A 16,109-nucleotide genomic window follows, 5' to 3' on the forward strand; every position below is an offset into this window, starting at 1 on the left:
AGCCGACGCGGCCCAGCTCCATCCGGCTGACCTTCGACTCCGAAGAGCGGATCTCCCAGCCGGCGTCCGACCGGCTGATCCCGGCGGCCTCACGCCCCGGCGGAGGTGCGCTCCGAGGATGATGCGAAGCGCTGTCGGTCCGCTTTGCGCGCCCGACTCGGTCACACTCACCTCCGGCCCCTCAGTGCCCTGTTACTCAGTGCTCTGTCCCCAGCTTCCCCAGCGCGATCCCGGGACGAACCGGTCTCGCAGGCAGACATCATCGCATGTCCGGACCCGAATCTGCCGAAGTTCTTACATAAGCCACGCGAATCGCCAGCGGTCGTGACTTTCGGTGATCTACCGTCGTCGCCGACCGCCGCACTTGTCAAGACAAAGTCGAGGCCGAAGAGCCCCTCGAACACTGTTCGCCGCCCGCGTCCTCCGGTCTGCCTAGGCGTGAACCGGCCGAATTGGGTCTCAAAACGGAAAACGTGCGGATGCACGTGCATCGGGCGCTTGCATTCGCAGCGTGCCGACGCCATGATTGCTTCATGCACAGAAGGTGAGCTAGATCTCGCACTTGGTGACATCGCGAGAGCTGGCAGGCCGGTCCTACAGATCGCTGGTGACGAGTGCACCGGCATGACTGGTTGGGGAACCCGAGTCGATGATTGACGACGACAGTGCGGTAGCCGAGCAGACCGCCTATGCCGGCGGACGCGCGCCCGACGAGCTGACCGAGCGGGAGATCCAGGAACTGGTGGCGCGCTGCCCCGAGCAGCAGCGCTGGGCCTTCGAAGGCTGGTTGCGCGGGGTTCGTCAGCTCGACGGCGACCCCATCGTGAGCCTGGCCCCATGAACACCGACCGAGGAGGACGGAAGATGGTACGGATCTGGCTAGGGGATCATCTGATCGCTGAGTACCTGGCCGAGCCTGACCGTGCCTCTCGGTACCAGCGGGTGATGACGCCCAAGTTCACCGGTCTCCGGATCACCGTGGACAACGCGGCCACCGGCAAGGCCTCCGAGCTGCCGAGCAGCGAACAGCTCTGGCCGCTCACCGTGCAGTAGTAGGACAGACAAGCTTCTCCGGTAACACCGAAGGCCGGCCCTCCCTCCGAGGGCCGGCCTTCGACGTTGTCCGAGGGGCCCTGGATCCGGGCATGGAAAAGGGCCCCTTCGTCACTCGCCTGGCGAAGGGGCCCTGGCTTTTCCGAGAGCTTCGAGGTCAGACGAGGTAGTCGAACTCCCCGTCCTGGGCACCGCCCAGAAAGGCCTCGATCTCCGCCTTGGTGAATACCAGCGCCGGTCCGTCGGTGTGACGCGAGTTCCGCATCGCCACGCCGCCGCCCGGCAGCTTCGCCACCTCAACGCAGTTGCCGTTGGGGCCACTCCGCTGGCTCTTGCGCCAGGTCAGGTCCTCGATGGAGTCGCCGGGCATGCCGTTGTAGATAGCAGTCATCAGCTGCACCTTCCGTACGTCCTTGGCATATGCACGTGCATTTGGGCTTGCATTTGCATCGTACATGTTTAGGGGCTCTGTGTCTGCTTCCTCACGTACTGTGATTCCGTTGCGCTCAAACGACCGTTCGAAACAAGGTTTCGGTCGCGATCCGTGAGCGAAACGCGGTCGGTGCATGCGATCCGGCGAGGTGGGTACGAGCAGCACGCAGGCGTGACCGTGGTTCAGCTCAGAGCCACGCCGTGACAACAGTCGCGAGGTCATCCAATGAAGAGCTCCACCACCACAGTTCGGTGTTCGACCGCGGCCGATCGGTCCGCGCGTGAAGCAACCACCCGGGAACTGATGGAACGCCGGGCCGCCAGTACCGATGAGACCGAGCGGCAGGAGCTGCTCGAAGAGGTCATCGAACTCAATCTGGACATGGCGCGCGGGATCGCCCGCCGGTTCCGCGGCCGGGGCGCCGAGGCCGACGACCTCGAGCAGGTCGCGTACCTCGGTCTCGTGAAGGCCGCTCATCACTACCGGCTCGAGGCCAACACTCCGTTCATCGGCTTCGCGATTCCGACCATCCGCGGCGAGGTCAAGCGGTACTTCCGCGACTGCGCCTGGACGGTCCGGATCCCGCGCCGGCTGCAGGAGATGCAGGGCTCGATCGCCGGCAAGCTGCCGGAGCTGGAGCAGGAGCTCAACCGCGAGCCCACCCCGGCCGAGCTGGCCGAGCGCCTCGAGGTCGAGGTGAGCGACGTTGAGCAGGCGATGGCCGCGAAGGGCTGCTTCAACGTGCTGTCGCTCGACCGTCCGGCCGAGACCGACGCCGATCTGACCCTGGCCGACGTGGTCGCGGACGCCGACGACAACAGCATCGACCAGCTGGAGACCGTTGAAATGCTCCAGCCGGTGCTGTCGGATCTCGACGACCGGGAACGGCGGATCCTGCACCTGCGCTTCATCGAGGGCTGGACGCAGTCGGAGATCGGCAAGGACATCGGCGTCAGCCAGATGCAGGTCTCCCGGGTCCTCCGCAAGACCCTCGACAACCTCCGCGCCAAGCTCAGCCCCCTCCCCGCCGCCGCCTGACCTCCCTTGCCCTCGGCAACCTCGCCGTACCCAAAGAAACGCCGGCCCACCTTCGTGCACGTACGGCGACTTTGGGCACCCATCAACCATTCGAGCGGCCGCCGGATGGTCGGTGGGTGCACAAGGTGCCGGCCAATGGCTGGTGGGTGCACAAGGACACGCCGGCCCACCTTTGGGCGGGTACGTCGACTTTGGGCACCTATCAACCATCGTGCGGGCGGCGCGGTGGTTGGTGGGTGCACAAGGTGAGTGACCCTGGGTGGGTGGTGTCGTTGGGTAGTGGGGGTGCCGGGAGCGGCACAATGGGGGGAAGAGTGGATGGGAGCGGTGGGTTGGCGCTCGGGATGATCAGGACGGTGCCCGCGGACGCGGCTGCCATCGTGCGGGCGTATCCGCCGATGGTGGTCTGCTTCGCGGCGGCCCTCACCGGGACGGCCCTGGTCTTCGACATCTTCTATCTGGTCGCGAGCCCCGGCCTGACGCTGGCGCTGGTCTACACGGTGCCCGTGCTGGCCGGGTTGATCGCCGGGCTGGTCGCTGCGGCGGACGACGTCGGGCTGGAGCGGCGGGTGCTGCTCCGCACGGTCGGCGTGGCGGTTGCCGTCGGCATCACCAACGCGGTCGTGGTGGCGATGCTCGCCGCGATGAGCCGAACCGGGCCTTCGAACTGGGGAGCCGGGCTGCAGTCGATTCTGTTCGCCGGCTGCACGGTCTTCGCGGTCGGGTGGATGATCGTCGCCTGGAGCCGCCTGATTGACGCCCTCGGCATCGAGTTGCGCACCAAACTCAAGCGCCGCCCAGCCCGTACGCCGGTCGCCGCCGCGGCAGTAGCGGTCGTGCCTCGCGCAAGTAAGGAGTCAGTCGCGCGAGCCGAAGCGCCCCGGCCGCCGACGCCGGCCCCGGTAGTAGAAGAGAAGACAGTGCCGCTCTTCGTCCCGCCGCCGCCCAAAGTGGTCGACCTGGACGAGGCCCGGCCGGTCACTCCGGCCGGTGCGGCCAGCGGGGGCCACGCCGATCGCCTGGCACCCCGCCCTCGCCGTACGACGGCTCGCCGTACCAACAAGCCTGGCAAGCGACCGGGCTACTAGCAGCTCAGGTCGGTCGCCGGCAGTGTGCCGCTGAACAGATAGGACACGACCTTCTGATCGGCACACGCGTTGCCGTACTCGCCGAAGACTCCGTGCTTGCGCGCGTTCCGCACTGTCAGCACCCGAGAGCCGCCAATTGCTTTCCGCAGGACCGCAGCGTTCGGGTAGATGGTCCGCGGGTCGAACTCGGCCGCGACGATCAAGGCCTTCTCGTTGTTCGCGATCCGAGTCGGCGCCTCCTGCGGCCGCACCGGCCAGAACGCACAGGGCGAGATGGTCCGCGTAATCGAGGCGTAGTGCGGCTCGGCCGACCGATGCGCCTGGATGTTCCGCCAGTAGACCTGTGGGTCGCGCGGGGCCGCCCGGTCGCCGCAGATGATGGCGGTCTGCGCGCTGATCATCGGCGACATCGCTGGGGACAGGATCAGATCGAGAAGCTCCGCCAGGTCGGCTCTAGGCTCGACCGGACCGTCCAGCGCCTTGACCAGTGTCTGCACCAGCACGGCGGCATCGGCCCGAGGCACATCGCGGTCGTCGTTCATCGAAACGAAGAACAGCATCGGAAGCAATCCCTCGCCGACCTTGTGCCCGCCGATCTCCAGCTCGCGAGTCCGCACGTGCCGGTAGACACGGTCAACGGAAGCCAGCACCTCCCGAGTCGTCGCCCCCAGCCCGTACGTCGAGTTCCGCGCGACTGTCCATGACGCCCACGCCCGCAGGTTGTCCTCGTTGACCGAACCAACCGGCTCGAGCAGCTGCGGCCCATACGTCAGCGGATTGACCGGACCATCCAGTACGACGCGATCGGCCCGCCCCGGGAACAGCTGCAGATACACCGACCCGAGGTAGCTCCCATAGGAATAGCCCAGGTACGAGATCTTCCGCTCGCCCAACGCGACCCGAACCCGATCCAGATCGCGAGCAGTGTTCCGCGTATTGACGTACTGCAATACCGACCCAGCTTCCCGCGTGCAACGCCGAGCGACGTCAGCCTGAACCGCAACATCCCGCCCGTACGACGCCCGCGTGCTCCCGCCCGCCCACGGCCATCCGGCGAACGGCAGCTTGCAGTCGATCGGCGTACTACGCCCGACGAACCGCGGGTCCAACCCGATCAGGTCGTACCGCTGACCGACCGTCGGCATCACGTCCGGCCGATCGAGCGCCGCACTCAGACTCGCCCCACCCGGACCGCCGTTGTTGATCACGAGCGCGCCGATCCGATTCCCCTTGGCCTTGATCCGCGACATCGCCAGCGTGATCGTCGGCCCACCAGGCCGCGAGTAGTCGACCGGAACCTCGATCTCAGCACACTGAGCCCCGGCTTTGTCGAGAGCGACACCCTCGGCGTCGTCCGCGGTCAGCGCGCACTGATGCCACTGCACCGCGGTCGTCTGCGCGACGGCCGTCGTACTGGTCGATGCGCCCAGGAGCGCCAGCGCCAGCAGTAGTCTCATCGTCCCCTCCTTGAAGTCACGACCGACGCTAGAGCTGAGCTCCGGCGTCGGCAGTGGCTCAAGGACCCTGGTCGAGGTAGCCCCGGCGCTACCCCAACGCCGCCACGTGCCAGGGACCGGTGCCCGGAGCGTGTTGATACAGCCAGCTGGCCTGCATCAGTACGACGAGCTTCCCGGCGGAGTCGGCATAGAGCACGGGGTCAACCGGAGCCAAAGCCGGCTGCCCCGTCGTGGCGTCCCGGATGATCGTCGCGTGCCACGGATCCGAGCCGGGAACGTCCTGCCAGCCGTGCAGCACCCGGCTGTCCGTGGTCCGCACGAAGTACGTCAGCTTGCCGCTGTTGTCCATGCTGATCGCCGGGTCACCAGCGAGCTGCACTGTCTCGACGCCATCGGTGTCAGTAGTCGGCGGTACGGCGGTCGCCTGCCAAGTGTCCGCACCAGGAGTCGACTGCCAGCCGTGCTGCAGCTTGCCGTCGGTCCCGCGAGCGAAGTAGACAAGCTTGCCCGACACATCGAGACCGATCGACGGGTTGCCCACGATGCCAGTCGCCGCCAACGTGCTGACCACCCACGGCCCGGTGCCCGGTGCAGCCTGCCGGCCGTAGCGCAGGGTTCCGTCGGAGGTGCGAGCGAGGAACGCGATCCGGCCGAGTACGTCCTGCGAAACCACCGGATCGCCCTCGAGCTGTACCGCCACCCCAGCGCTGTCGCGGATGATCGTCGCGTGCCACAGGTCCGAGCCGGGAACATCCTGCCAGCCGTGCAGGAGACGGCCGTCGCTGGTCCGCACGAAGTACGTCAACTTGCCCCGGGCATCGATCGCCGCAGCCGGCCGCCCGACCGGCTGCACCGTCTCCACTCCGTCCAGGTCGGTCGTGGGCGAGATAGTTGCCGACAGCCACGGTCCTGCCCCCGGACTGCTCTCCCAACCGGTCCGCAGCTTGTTGTCCGGCGTCCGCGCGAAGTAGTACGCGCGCCCGATCGAGTCGGCCGCGGTCGCGATCGGTACGCCGGGAAGCACGCCACCCGGCGGATCGATCGTGCCGGTCTGCCACGTCGTCGCGGCCGGACCGGTCTGCTCGGACAACTGCACCGCGCCGTCCGCCGTCGCCTCGAACCGCATCAGTCGCCCGGTCACGTCCTGACCGATCGACGATCCTGGGCTGGTCGTCGCCCCGACCACCTTGGTGTACCGGTACGGCGTGAAGGTCTTGAAGTAGCTGTTGGTCCAGATCCTTTCCTCGGCGAGATGGCCGTAGTCGTACTCTTCGCGGATCTTCGGCCGGGTCCGCGCGACGTCGTACCAGCCGACGAACAGGCCGACGTGGTTCACACCGCCCGATCGCCGCAACAGCGCGTCGCCCGGCTGCAGGTCGTCGTACGTGATCTGGCGCATCACCGACGGCAGCGTCGACGTGCTGAGCGAACTGCTCAGATGCCACGCCATCGACAGGAAGCCCGAGCAATCCCGGCGGTAGCTGCCGAACTCGTTCACGTGCGGGCTGGCGTTGTCCTGGCTGTAAGGCACCTTGTCGCGGATCCAGGATGCCGAACGCAGCAGCATCTCCTGTCGCGAGATCGGGCCGTTGGCGACGCTGGTCAACTGCAGATCGCGGGCCTGCGCGGTGCTCGGAGCGATCAGGGTGACCCCGAAGAGCATCAAAGCGGCCATGAGGAGGCGGATTCTCATGCTTCAGATCGTCGCCGCCGCGCCCAGCGGGCGGAACCTGTTCGAACAGCCTCGAACACCGGCTGGACCAATGCGAGACTGGGGGCTGTGTGGGATCTGGTCATCGTCGGCGCCGGACCGGCCGGAGCTTCCGCCGCGCTCGGCGCGCTCGCGGTCGATCCCGGCCTGTCTGTATTACTAGTGGATCGTCACGACTTCCCGCGCGACAAGACCTGCGGCGACGGCATCGCTCCGCACGTGTTCGACCTGCTCGCCGCGGTCGGCGTCACCGGCCTGGTCGACGACTGGACCCCGGTACGCCGTTTCGTCCTGACCGCCGGCGAGGTCGGAGTCGAGCGCGACATGGCCCGGCCGAACTGGGTCGTCCCGCGAGCCGTCTTCGACCACCGCCTCGTCGAAGCCGCGCAATCCGCCGGAGCCGAGCTCGTCCGGCGACGCGTCCGTAGCCTCGCTGAGCTGGACGGCCGGTTCGTGATCGGCGCCGACGGCGCGCAGTCCGTCGTACGGCGGGAGCTCGGCGTACCGTCCGGTCCGGTCGCGCTGGCGATCCGCGGCTACGCGCCAACACCGCCCGCCCGCGCTGCCAGCCAGGTGATCGCGTACGGCGCCGGCCGGCAACCGTCGTACGCGTGGTCCTTCGATCGGGGCGACGGCTGGTCCAACGTCGGGTACGGCGAACGCCTGGCCGCCGACCGTCCGCACCCGACTCGCGCCGAACTGCTCAGCCAGCTCGACGCACTGTTGCCCGGGGCAACCGAAGGTGGCGGCGACTGGCACGGCCACCATCTTCCGCTCACCGGCTGGTCCTGGCGACCACCCAAGAGCACAGTCCTGCTCGCCGGTGACGCTGCCGGCCTGATCAACCCGATGACCGGTGAAGGCATCTACTACGCCGTCGCCACTGGCCTCCTGGCCGGTCGGGCAGCCGCAGAATCCCTGCAGAGCAAGCAAGATCCCAGTCGCCGCTACAACCGCAGCGTCCGCAAACTCCTCGGCCGGCACATCCGCCACACCGCGCTGACGGCGTACCTGACGAACTCGTCGCAGGTGCTGACCCGCGGCATCCGCGCGGCCGCGGCCGATCAGGCGGTCTTCGACGATCTGGTCGAACTCGGCCTCGCCGAAGGCACGATCACTCCTCGGCTGCTGCGAGGGCTGCTCGCTGCTCGGCGCTGAGCCGTGCAGCCGCGGCGATCTCCAGCGCGGTCTTGACCCGATCCACCGGCCAGTCCAGTACGGCGGCCAGCCGATCAACCTCGACCACCCGGCCGGCCTCCCGGTACGCCGCGAGAATCGTCAGCGCGTCGTCGAGTACGGCGAAGCCAGGACCGCCGCTCATGTCGTCCGCGAGCTGCCGGAAGAAGTCGGCCATCAACGACAGGCGACGGCCCGCCGGACTCTCGGCGCCGAACAACTCGACGCCCTCGGCCGCGGTCTCGGCCCAGTTCGCATTGGTGCTCGAGCTGATCTGCCAAGCTTTCTGCCAAACGTCGTCGGCCATCACATAGTGCTGCAGCCGACGCCGCGGATCAGGCTCGCGATGCAGCATCCCGACCTGCTCCAGATAGCCGATGGCCTTCGAGACCGACGCCGGGCTGACGCGGAGCGCGCTGACCAGCTCGGCCGCAGTCAGGCTGCGGCTCTCGGCGGTGTACAGCCGGGCGAGCACGCGCGCCGCCATCCGGGGGAGTCCGCCGTCGACCATGATCGCGGCGAACCGCTCGGCGTACTGATCGGTGTCGCTCGGCGGCTGCGGTCGCTGCGGACGCCCACGCCGAGCCCGCGACGACGTGGCGTAGTGCGCGTGGTCGGCGCGGTAGCCACGCGGACCGCCGTTGCGGGCGACCTCCCGGCTGATCGTCGAGGTCGGTCGCTCGAGCTGTCGCGCGATCTCGGCGTACCCGAGTCCTTCGCTCAGGCCGGCCGCGATCGTGCGCCGCTCCTGGTGGGACAGCCGGCCACCTGGCATCTTTCCTCCCAGATCACTGCAACATCAGTGCGTTCACTCTCACATGGTTGCACAGATCGGCCTCAGCGAGCTTTCCATCCGAATGAACGCTACGTAGCTTTCAGGCATGAGTGAAAGCATAGTGACCGTCGGCGACCTCCGGATGCGGTACGGCGAGGTCGATGTCCTGCACGGGGTGTCGTTCGAGGCGCGGGCCGGAGAGGTGCTCGCACTGCTCGGTCCGAACGGCGCCGGAAAGAGCACCACGATCGAGATCCTGGAGGGCTTCCGGCTTCGCTCCGCAGGCCGCGTCGAGGTGCTCGGGACCGACCCGGCTCAGGCCGACGAGAGCTGGCGGGCCCGGGTCGGCATCGTGCTGCAATCCTGGCGCGACCACGGCAACTGGCGGGTCGGCGAGCTGCTCCAGCATCTGGGTTCGTACTACGCGCCGTACGCGACGGGCGGGACGCAACGGCCGTGGCCGACCGGCGAACTGCTCGCGGCTGTCGGGCTGACCGCGAGTGCCGAGCGGAAGATCCGGACGCTTTCGGGTGGGCAGCGGCGGCGGCTCGACGTGGCGATCGGCATCGTCGGGCGGCCTGAGCTGCTGTTCCTTGACGAGCCCACGACCGGCTTCGATCCTGAGGCGCGGCGGGAGTTCCACGAACTGGTCAAGAACCTGGCGACGCAGTACGGAACGACGATCCTGCTCACCACCCACGATCTCGACGAGGCCAGCCGGCTCGCGGATCGCATCCTGATCTTGGCCGCGGGCCGGATCGTCGCCGCCGGTACGCCGGGCGAACTCGCCGCCGCGATCGCCGGCGAGGACGAAGTGCGGTGGAGCGTCGACGGACACGGATTCCGCAAGAAGACTGCCCATTCCACCGAGTTCGTCCGCGGCCTGTTCGCCCAGTACGGCGAGGCGCTCCGGGAGCTCGAAGTCCGCCGGGTCTCGCTGGAAGACACCTATCTCGCGCTGGTGCGCGGTCAGGAGGTGGCGTGATGACGCCCCGAAGCGCAGCGGTCCGGGCCGGGTGGCGGCGCGGGCTGATCGAGCTGCGGCAATCCTTCACCAACGGCCCTGAGCTGGTCAGCCACTTCCTCTGGCCGGCGCTCACCCTGGCCGCACTGTTCTTCCTGCGGCATCGCGACTTCGGCTCGAGCGGCCTGCTGCTGGGAGCCCTGGCCTTACCCAGCATCCTCGGCATGAACGCGGCGATGGGGATGGTCAGCATGAGCCAGCAGCTCACGGCGGATCGGGAGGACGGCACGCTGCTGCGCGCCAAGGCGACGCCGCACGGCATGCTCGGCTACCTGATCGGCAAGGTTGTCTCGGTGGCCGGCTCGTTGCTGGCCGACCTCGTGATCGTGCTGGTTCCGGGCCTGGTCATCGTCGGGGGACTCACGATCGACGCGTCCGGATGGCTGACCTTGGTCTGGGTACTGCTGCTCGGCCTGGTCGCGACGCTGCCGATCGGCGCTGTCCTCGGCTCGGTCTTCACGACCGCCCGGGCCCAGGGGCTGATCCAGCTGCCGATGCTCGGCTTCATCGCGATCTCGGGCATCTTCTACCCGCTCACCGCGCTGCCCGGCTGGCTGGAGTGGATCGGTCAGCTGACGCCGATCTACTGGATGGGGCTCGGGATGCGGTCGGCGCTGCTGCCCGGCGAGGCGGTCGTGGTCGAGGTCGGTCAGTCGTGGCGGCACCTCGAGACGGCCGGCGTCCTCGGGGTCTGGGCGGTGGCCGGGTTACTGCTCGCGCCGGTGGTCCTGCGCCGGATGGCCCGCCGGGAATCCGGCTCCGCGGTCGCCGACCGGCGGAACAGGGCGCTCCGGAGTGCCGTGAGGTGAACCGGTTAGCCACCGGACCGGTGGGTAACCCCCGACCTTCGTTAGGAATGAGTGAAGATTCCCCCTCCGGCCCTGCCCGGGCTTCAGCCCGCGGTGCTAGGCGCGTTAGATTTGATCAAATCTGACAAGCGTCCAGGGAGTGTGAGCGTGCATGCAGGGGCTGACCACCGCGATCTGGTCGGGCTTGTCTGCCCTCCTGCCGAGTCCGATCCCGTCGCTGTCGAGAGTTGGCACGTGCTGAGCAAGCTGCTCGGCACGGTGGGGGTGCTCCTACTGCTGACCGGGTTGTTCCTCGCCACCAGGCCGCTGCACGTCGACGGCGTCAGCTGCGGCTCGGTGTACGCACCGGACAAGGGCATCACGCCCATGCAGTGCGATGCCGAGCTGGACGGCCGGATGACGCTGGTCGGCGGCCTGGCCGGTGGCGGCGTCGTGATCGCGATCGCCGGGTTCGGCATGGCGGCGGTTCGCGAACGCCGTACCCGCGTCGGCTCTTGAGGCCCGCGAGCAGCCAGGCCGCCTACTAGGCTGGCGGGTATGAAGAAATCCTCCGTGGTGACGATGGCTGATGTCGCCCGGAGCGCGGGGGTGTCGACGATGACGGTCTCCAATGTCGTGAACGGCCGGCCGCGCGTCGGTCCGGCGACCCGGGAGCGGGTGCTGGCCGCGATCAACGAGCTCGGTTACCAGGTGAACCTCGCCGCGCGGCACCTGCGGGCCGGCCGGACCGGCGTGGTCGGGCTCGCGGTGCCCGAGATCGAGCGGCCGTACTTCGCCCAGCTGGCCGGCCGGCTCGCGGATCGGTTCGAGAAGCACGGGCTGCGGATCGTGATGGAGCGGACCGGGGCCAATCGCGAAGGCGAGCTCGACGCGGTCGCGTTCTCCCGGGTCCGCAGGTACGACGGCCTGATCCTCAGCGTGGTCGACATCGACCCGGGTGAGCTGTCCCGGCTCAACACCGACGCACCGGTGGTGATGATCGGCGAGCGGGCACTGCCGTCGCGCTTCGACCACGTGCTGATGGACAACGTCGGCGGCGCCCGGCTCGCGGTCGGGCACCTGCTCTCCACCGGCGCCCGGCGGATCGCGATGCTCGGTGGCGACCCGACCGGATCCGCGACCATGCCGGGGCTGCGGGCGACCGGTTACGCGCTCGCGCACCAGGAGGCCGGCGTACCGGTGGACCCCGCGCTGAACGTGCGGAACAACTTCGGGATGCAGGACGGGTACGACGCGATCCGATCGTTGCTCGATCGCGCTATCTCCTTCGACGCGGTGTTCGCGCTGACCGACGTGGTGGCGCTCGGAGCCCTGCGTGCGTTGGCGGATGCGGACCTGCGGGTCCCCGGTGACGTGCAGGTGATCGGCTTCGACGACCTCGACGAAGCGCCGTTCCTGGTGCCGTCGTTGTCATCGATCAATCCCGGCCACGAAGAGATGGCCGATGCGATCACGGCCCGGATGCTGGCGCATCTCGGCGGCCCCGAACTGGCTGGTCCGCCCGAGCTGACCATCCCCGCGCGGCTGGTCCTGCGCGGCACCACGCGCTGACCGAAATCTTCGGCCGAGCTCTGGACGGGAGGTTCGTCCGGGGTTTACGTTGCTCGGACTGTTAGGTAACCTTCCTAACAATTTTCTCCGGCACGCCCCTCGGAGGTTGTCATGAGCAAACGATTGCGCCGGCTGTCGACGCTGTTACCGGTCGTCCTGGTCGCCGCACTGGGTGGAACGGCGGCGATTGCCGGCACCACCGCAGACACCCTGTTGTCGCAGGGAAAACCCGCCCTCGCATCCAGCATCGAGGACAGCACCTTCACGGCGGACAAGGCCGTCGACAGCAGTACCACCACGCGCTGGGCCAGTATCGAAGGCCACGATCCGGAGTGGATCCGGGTCGACCTCGGTCAGCCGGCCGAGATCCATCGGGTCAAGCTGCTGTGGGAGGCCGCCTATGCGAAGAGCTACCGGATCGAGGTCTCCGACGACGGCACCACCTTCACCACCCTCAAGTCGCTGACCAGCCAGAACGGCGGCACCGACGACAACACCGGGCTCACCGGCCACGGCCGGTACGTACGGATCGTCGGTACGGCGCGCGGCACGTCGTACGGGTACTCGTTGTTCGACTTCCAGGTCTACGGCGTCGGTGACTCCACCGGCGACACCCAGGCGCCGACGGTACCGACCGGCCTGGTGAGCACGGGGACCTCGTCGTCCTCGGTCTCGCTGAGCTGGACGGCGTCGACCGACAATGTCGGAGTCAGCGGGTACGACGTCCTCCGCAACGGCACCGCGGTCGCGACCTCGACCTCGACGACGTACACCGACACCGGTCTCGCGGCCGACACGTCGTACACGTACAGCGTCCAGGCCCGTGATCTGGCCGGCAACGTGTCCGGTGCGAGCACGGCGATCACCGCGAAGACCAGCGCCGGCGGAACCGGTGGCTTCGTCCTGGCGGCGGCCGGCGACATCGCCCGGCAGTGCACGGCTTCGTCGTCCAGCTGCATCCACCCGAAGACGGCGGCGCTGGTCACGGCGATCAACCCCGCCAACGTCATCACGATGGGCGACAGCCAGTACGACGACGCCCATCTGTCCGACTACAACAACTACTACGCGAAGACCTGGGGGAAGTTCAAAGCCATCACCAAGCCGGTCCCGGGCAACCACGACACCTACGACGAGCCCCAGTACAACGGCTACGACACGTACTTCGGTTCGGCGATCGCCAAGCCCCAGGGCAAGCGCTACTACAGCTGGGAGAAGGGGAACTGGCACTTCATCGCCCTGGACTCCTCCGACTACATGACGCACGACTCCCTGGTGGCCTCCTCGCGCGACGACCAGCTGGCCTGGCTGCGGGCGGACCTGGCCAAGAACACCAAGGGCTGTGTGGCGGCGTACTTCCACCACCCGCGCTGGAGCTCCGGTGACCACGGGGACAACGACGACAGCGAGCAGTTCTGGCGGATTCTCACCGGCGCCAAGACCGACCTGATCCTGGCCGGTCACGACCACCACTACGAGCGGTTCCTGCCGATGAACGGTGACGGCAACTCCGACCCGAATGGGACCGTGTCGCTGATCGGCGGCATGGCCGGTGCGCAGCCGTACCCGATCGGGACGCTGCACTCGACGACGGCCAAGGCGCTCAGCACCTACGGCGTCATCAAGCTGACGATGACCGACAACTCGTTCACCACGCAGCTGATCGGCCTGGACAGCAAGGTCCTCGACAGCAGCCCGACCTACACCTGCAAGGCGAAGGGCTGAGGTCATGTACCTCGCCGGAACCCGGGCCGCGGACCACGCCGCGGCCCGGGCGACACCGAACCGCACGGTGCTCGGCCGGGTGCCGGGCACGGTGATCGCACTGGGCGTCGTCAGCCTGGTCACCGACATCTCGTCGGAGATGGTGACCGCGATCCTGCCGCTCTACCTGGTCTTCGGTCTCGGGCTGAACCCGTTGCAGTTCGGTCTGCTCGACGGCCTGTACGCCGGTGCGACCGCCGTACTGCGGTTGGTCGGCGGGCACGTTGCCGACCGCTGGCAACGACTGAAGGCCGTCGCCGGCATCGGGTACGGCGTCTCCGCGGTCGCGAAACTGGGTTTCCTCGCGGCCGGTTCGTCGGTGCCGGCGATCGGCGTCGTACTGGCTGTGGACCGGGCAGGGAAAGGCGTCCGCACCGCCCCGCGCGACGCGTTGATCTCCCTGAGCAGCCCGCCGGAAACCCTCGGCCGTTCCTTCGGTGTCCATCGCGCGATGGACACGGTAGGAGCGTTCCTCGGGCCATTGGCCGCGACCGCCGTTCTCTGGGCGGCGCTCGGCAACTACAACGCGGTGTTCGTCACCAGCTTCTCGCTGGCGACCTGCGCCGTCCTGCTGCTGGTGGTTCTGGTTCCGAACCGGACGCGGCTCACCGCCGAGCCGGCGAAAACCAAGCCGTCCTTCCGCACCATGCTGGGGTTGTTGCGGGAGGCAAGCTTCCGGCGCTGCTGTGTGTGGGCAGCGGCGCTCGGACTGTTCACGGTCACCGATTCCTTTGTCTACTTGGCGTTGCAACGCCGCTGGGACATCGACGGCCGATTGTTCCCGCTGCTGCCGCTCGGCACGGCCGGGGTGTTCCTTCTGCTGGCGATTCCGCTCGGACGGCTCGGTGACAAGATCGGCCGCTGGAAGATCTTCATCGCCGGTCACCTGGCGCTCGTCGCCGCGGTGCTGCTGGTCTGCGGTCCGATCGGCAACTGGTGGCTGGCTCTCGCGTTGCACGGAGCGTTCTACGCCGCCACCGACGGCGTACTCCCGGCGGCCGCGGGGCCGATGCTTCCCGCGGAACTGCGGGCGAGCGGACTCGCCGTACTGCAGACCGGGCAGGCGCTGGCCCGGATGGTCTCGGCCGTCACGGTCGGTCTGCTCTGGACGCTGTGGGACGTTCGGCCGGCCCTGCTCTTGTTTGCTGCGGCCTTGTTACTGGTCACCGTCGCCGCGGCTGTGATCCGACCGTTGGAGGCTGGACGATGAAGAAGGTGATCGGCCTGATCGCCGGGTTCGCCGTACTGCTCGGAGGCGCCGTCGCGTACGTCGTCTCGGCGCGGCACAGCGGTCCGGCGGTGAACGCCGTACCGGTGACCGCGGGGCAGACGCTCGCGCTGGATCCGTCGACGCTGTTCTTCCGCAATCTCGCCGACGGTCCTGATCACGGCAAACTGGCGGCCGTGCCGGCCAAAGATCCGGGCACGGCCCGACGCGTCGGTGACTTGTCCTGCGATCGGTTCGCCGCAGCACGGGGTACGGCGATCTGTCTGCGACTCAAGCCCGAATCGCTTCCACCGCTCACCGAGATGCTCGTCCTCGACGCGAACCTGAAGGAGATCCACCGCGAGACGCTGCCCGGCACTCCGAGCCGCGCCCGGGTCTCGCCGAACGGCCGGATCGTGAACTGGACGCTGTTCGTCAGCGGCGATTCCTATGCGGCCAGCGGTTTCTCCACCCGGACCGGCTTCTACAACCTGGACAAGCAGCGCCTGACCAAGTCCGTCGAGACGCTGCCGATCCTTGTCGGCGGCAAGCGCTACTTCGCCTCGGACGTGAATTTCTGGGGCATCACCTTCGCCGCCGACGGCAACACCTTCTACTTGACCATGAGCAGCAAGGGAAAGACCTACCTGATCAAGGCCGACTACGCGAAGTACTGGGGTGAAGCGATCGCTAGCAACGTCGAGTGCCCATCGCTGTCGCCCGACGGCCGTCGGATCGCGTACAAACAAAAGGTTGTCACCGGCAAATGGCGGCTCGCGGTCCTGGACCTCGCCACCCGCAAGATCACCAACCCGCCGGACGACCGGCTCCTCGACGACCAGCCGGTCTGGCGCGACAACGACACCCTGCTCTACCCCTTGCGCGCCGCCGACGGCAGCACCGACATCTGGTCGGTCGGCCTCACCAAGGCGCCGACTCTGCTGATCCGCCACGCCACCAGCCCGTCCCTCGGCGGCGGCCGGCTGTCGTGAGCTACCGTCCTGCCCGCCGGGCCTGGGGCTG

The 16,109-nt window shown here is 68.1% G+C and carries 16 protein-coding genes and 2 pseudogenes; 12 read left to right on the top strand and 6 right to left on the bottom strand.

Translation table 11 applies throughout. The features are described from left to right. Positions 1-165: pseudogene (locus tag ABZS29_RS16130) on the bottom strand (helix-turn-helix transcriptional regulator); the annotation flags it as partial. 484 nt (positions 166-649) lie between these two features. On the opposite strand from ABZS29_RS16130, the gene ABZS29_RS16135 reads away from it, so the two are divergent. Together ABZS29_RS16135 and ABZS29_RS16140 are read left to right on the top strand one after the other, a co-directional pair. Further along, positions 650-841: a hypothetical protein gene (locus ABZS29_RS16135; RefSeq protein WP_355462513.1), complete on the top strand. Its 192-nt coding sequence runs from the start codon at positions 650-652 to the stop codon at positions 839-841. 23 nt (positions 842-864) lie between these two features. Then, positions 865-1,053 carry a hypothetical protein gene (locus ABZS29_RS16140; protein WP_132176115.1) on the top strand — a complete coding sequence of 63 codons (189 nt, stop codon included), beginning with the start codon at positions 865-867 and terminating at the stop codon, positions 1,051-1,053. Positions 1,054-1,210: 157 nt separating this feature from the next. Here ABZS29_RS16140 and ABZS29_RS16145 read toward each other — a convergent pair whose 3' ends face one another. Then, positions 1,211-1,444: a DUF397 domain-containing protein gene (locus ABZS29_RS16145; protein WP_355462514.1), complete on the bottom strand. Its 234-nt coding sequence runs from the start codon at positions 1,442-1,444 to the stop codon at positions 1,211-1,213. 267 nt (positions 1,445-1,711) lie between these two features. On the opposite strand from ABZS29_RS16145, the gene ABZS29_RS16150 reads away from it, so the two are divergent. Both ABZS29_RS16150 and ABZS29_RS16155 read left to right on the top strand, forming a co-directional pair. Next, the gene (locus ABZS29_RS16150) at positions 1,712-2,524 is read left to right on the top strand and encodes a SigB/SigF/SigG family RNA polymerase sigma factor (RefSeq protein ID WP_355462516.1); all 813 of its coding nucleotides are present in this window, start codon (positions 1,712-1,714) and stop codon (positions 2,522-2,524) included. Positions 2,525-2,868: 344 nt separating this feature from the next. Further along, the gene (locus ABZS29_RS16155) at positions 2,869-3,612 is read left to right on the top strand and encodes a hypothetical protein (RefSeq protein WP_355462518.1); all 744 of its coding nucleotides are present in this window, start codon (positions 2,869-2,871) and stop codon (positions 3,610-3,612) included. Here ABZS29_RS16155 and ABZS29_RS16160 read toward each other — a convergent pair. After that, the gene (locus ABZS29_RS16160; RefSeq protein ID WP_355462519.1) at positions 3,609-5,069 is read right to left on the bottom strand and encodes an alpha/beta hydrolase; all 1,461 of its coding nucleotides are present in this window, start codon (positions 5,067-5,069) and stop codon (positions 3,609-3,611) included. The two genes, ABZS29_RS16155 and ABZS29_RS16160, sit on opposite strands and share 4 nt — an antisense overlap. A gap of 88 nt (positions 5,070-5,157) precedes the next feature. Then, positions 5,158-6,762 carry a hypothetical protein gene (locus ABZS29_RS16165; protein WP_355462521.1) on the bottom strand — a complete coding sequence of 535 codons (1,605 nt, stop codon included), beginning with the start codon at positions 6,760-6,762 and terminating at the stop codon, positions 5,158-5,160. A gap of 87 nt (positions 6,763-6,849) precedes the next feature. On the opposite strand from ABZS29_RS16165, the gene ABZS29_RS16170 reads away from it, so the two are divergent. Then, on the top strand, positions 6,850-7,938 hold the full coding sequence (locus ABZS29_RS16170; RefSeq protein WP_355462524.1) for an NAD(P)/FAD-dependent oxidoreductase: 1,089 nt from the start codon (positions 6,850-6,852) through the stop codon (positions 7,936-7,938). Here ABZS29_RS16170 and ABZS29_RS16175 read toward each other — a convergent pair. Further along, positions 7,895-8,467, bottom strand: a complete 573-nt coding sequence (locus ABZS29_RS16175) for a helix-turn-helix domain-containing protein (RefSeq protein WP_355463199.1) — start codon at positions 8,465-8,467, stop codon at positions 7,895-7,897. The two genes, ABZS29_RS16170 and ABZS29_RS16175, sit on opposite strands and share 44 nt — an antisense overlap. A 57-nt stretch (positions 8,468-8,524) precedes the next feature. Then, positions 8,525-8,731 (bottom strand): annotated as a pseudogene (locus tag ABZS29_RS16180) (helix-turn-helix domain-containing protein); the annotation flags it as partial. 106 nt (positions 8,732-8,837) lie between these two features. Here ABZS29_RS16180 and ABZS29_RS16185 point away from each other — a divergent pair. From ABZS29_RS16185 to ABZS29_RS16215, 7 genes are all read left to right on the top strand, one after another. Continuing rightward, complete coding sequence (locus tag ABZS29_RS16185) at positions 8,838-9,716, top strand: ABC transporter ATP-binding protein (RefSeq protein ID WP_355462526.1); 879 nt, start codon at positions 8,838-8,840, stop codon at positions 9,714-9,716. Then, on the top strand, positions 9,716-10,564 hold the full coding sequence (locus ABZS29_RS16190) for an ABC transporter permease (RefSeq protein ID WP_355462528.1): 849 nt from the start codon (positions 9,716-9,718) through the stop codon (positions 10,562-10,564). The genes ABZS29_RS16185 and ABZS29_RS16190 overlap by 1 nt, the downstream gene beginning before the upstream one ends. A gap of 147 nt (positions 10,565-10,711) precedes the next feature. Then, entirely contained in the window at positions 10,712-11,062 is a 351-nt protein-coding gene (locus ABZS29_RS16195) for a hypothetical protein (RefSeq protein WP_355462531.1), read from the top strand. A gap of 39 nt (positions 11,063-11,101) precedes the next feature. Then, positions 11,102-12,115, top strand: a complete 1,014-nt coding sequence (locus ABZS29_RS16200) for a LacI family DNA-binding transcriptional regulator (protein ID WP_355462533.1) — start codon at positions 11,102-11,104, stop codon at positions 12,113-12,115. A 111-nt stretch (positions 12,116-12,226) separates the two neighbouring features. Beyond that, positions 12,227-13,840, top strand: a complete 1,614-nt coding sequence (locus ABZS29_RS16205; RefSeq protein WP_355462535.1) for a discoidin domain-containing protein — start codon at positions 12,227-12,229, stop codon at positions 13,838-13,840. Between the two features lie 4 nt (positions 13,841-13,844). Beyond that, on the top strand, positions 13,845-15,089 hold the full coding sequence (locus ABZS29_RS16210) for an MFS transporter (protein WP_355462538.1): 1,245 nt from the start codon (positions 13,845-13,847) through the stop codon (positions 15,087-15,089). After that, a complete protein-coding gene (locus ABZS29_RS16215; protein ID WP_355462540.1) occupies positions 15,086-16,078 on the top strand; it encodes a hypothetical protein in 993 nt (330 codons plus the stop codon). Before ABZS29_RS16210 ends, ABZS29_RS16215 begins: the two co-directional genes overlap by 4 nt. Positions 16,079-16,109 lie beyond the last annotated feature (31 nt).

Origin of the sequence: Kribbella sp. NPDC005582, from assembly GCF_040605415.1 — a bacterium.
Classification (GTDB): domain Bacteria; phylum Actinomycetota; class Actinomycetes; order Propionibacteriales; family Kribbellaceae; genus Kribbella.

Bases quoted from the DNA above. Each gene is read 5' to 3' on its own strand.
- ABZS29_RS16135 (WP_355462513.1), top strand. From the start codon at position 650: ATGATTGACGACGACAGTGCGGTAGCCGAGCAGACCGCCTATGCCGGC.
- ABZS29_RS16140 (WP_132176115.1), top strand. From the start codon at position 865: ATGGTACGGATCTGGCTAGGGGATCATCTGATCGCTGAGTACCTGGCC.
- ABZS29_RS16145 (WP_355462514.1), bottom strand. From the start codon at position 1,444: ATGACTGCTATCTACAACGGCATGCCCGGCGACTCCATCGAGGACCTG.
- ABZS29_RS16150 (WP_355462516.1), top strand. From the start codon at position 1,712: ATGAAGAGCTCCACCACCACAGTTCGGTGTTCGACCGCGGCCGATCGG.
- ABZS29_RS16155 (WP_355462518.1), top strand. From the start codon at position 2,869: ATGATCAGGACGGTGCCCGCGGACGCGGCTGCCATCGTGCGGGCGTAT.
- ABZS29_RS16160 (WP_355462519.1), bottom strand. From the start codon at position 5,069: ATGAGACTACTGCTGGCGCTGGCGCTCCTGGGCGCATCGACCAGTACG.
- ABZS29_RS16165 (WP_355462521.1), bottom strand. From the start codon at position 6,762: ATGAGAATCCGCCTCCTCATGGCCGCTTTGATGCTCTTCGGGGTCACC.
- ABZS29_RS16175 (WP_355463199.1), bottom strand. From the start codon at position 8,467: ATGGTCGACGGCGGACTCCCCCGGATGGCGGCGCGCGTGCTCGCCCGG.
- ABZS29_RS16185 (WP_355462526.1), top strand. From the start codon at position 8,838: ATGAGTGAAAGCATAGTGACCGTCGGCGACCTCCGGATGCGGTACGGC.
- ABZS29_RS16190 (WP_355462528.1), top strand. From the start codon at position 9,716: ATGACGCCCCGAAGCGCAGCGGTCCGGGCCGGGTGGCGGCGCGGGCTG.
- ABZS29_RS16200 (WP_355462533.1), top strand. From the start codon at position 11,102: ATGAAGAAATCCTCCGTGGTGACGATGGCTGATGTCGCCCGGAGCGCG.
- ABZS29_RS16205 (WP_355462535.1), top strand. From the start codon at position 12,227: ATGAGCAAACGATTGCGCCGGCTGTCGACGCTGTTACCGGTCGTCCTG.
- ABZS29_RS16210 (WP_355462538.1), top strand. From the start codon at position 13,845: ATGTACCTCGCCGGAACCCGGGCCGCGGACCACGCCGCGGCCCGGGCG.
- ABZS29_RS16215 (WP_355462540.1), top strand. From the start codon at position 15,086: ATGAAGAAGGTGATCGGCCTGATCGCCGGGTTCGCCGTACTGCTCGGA.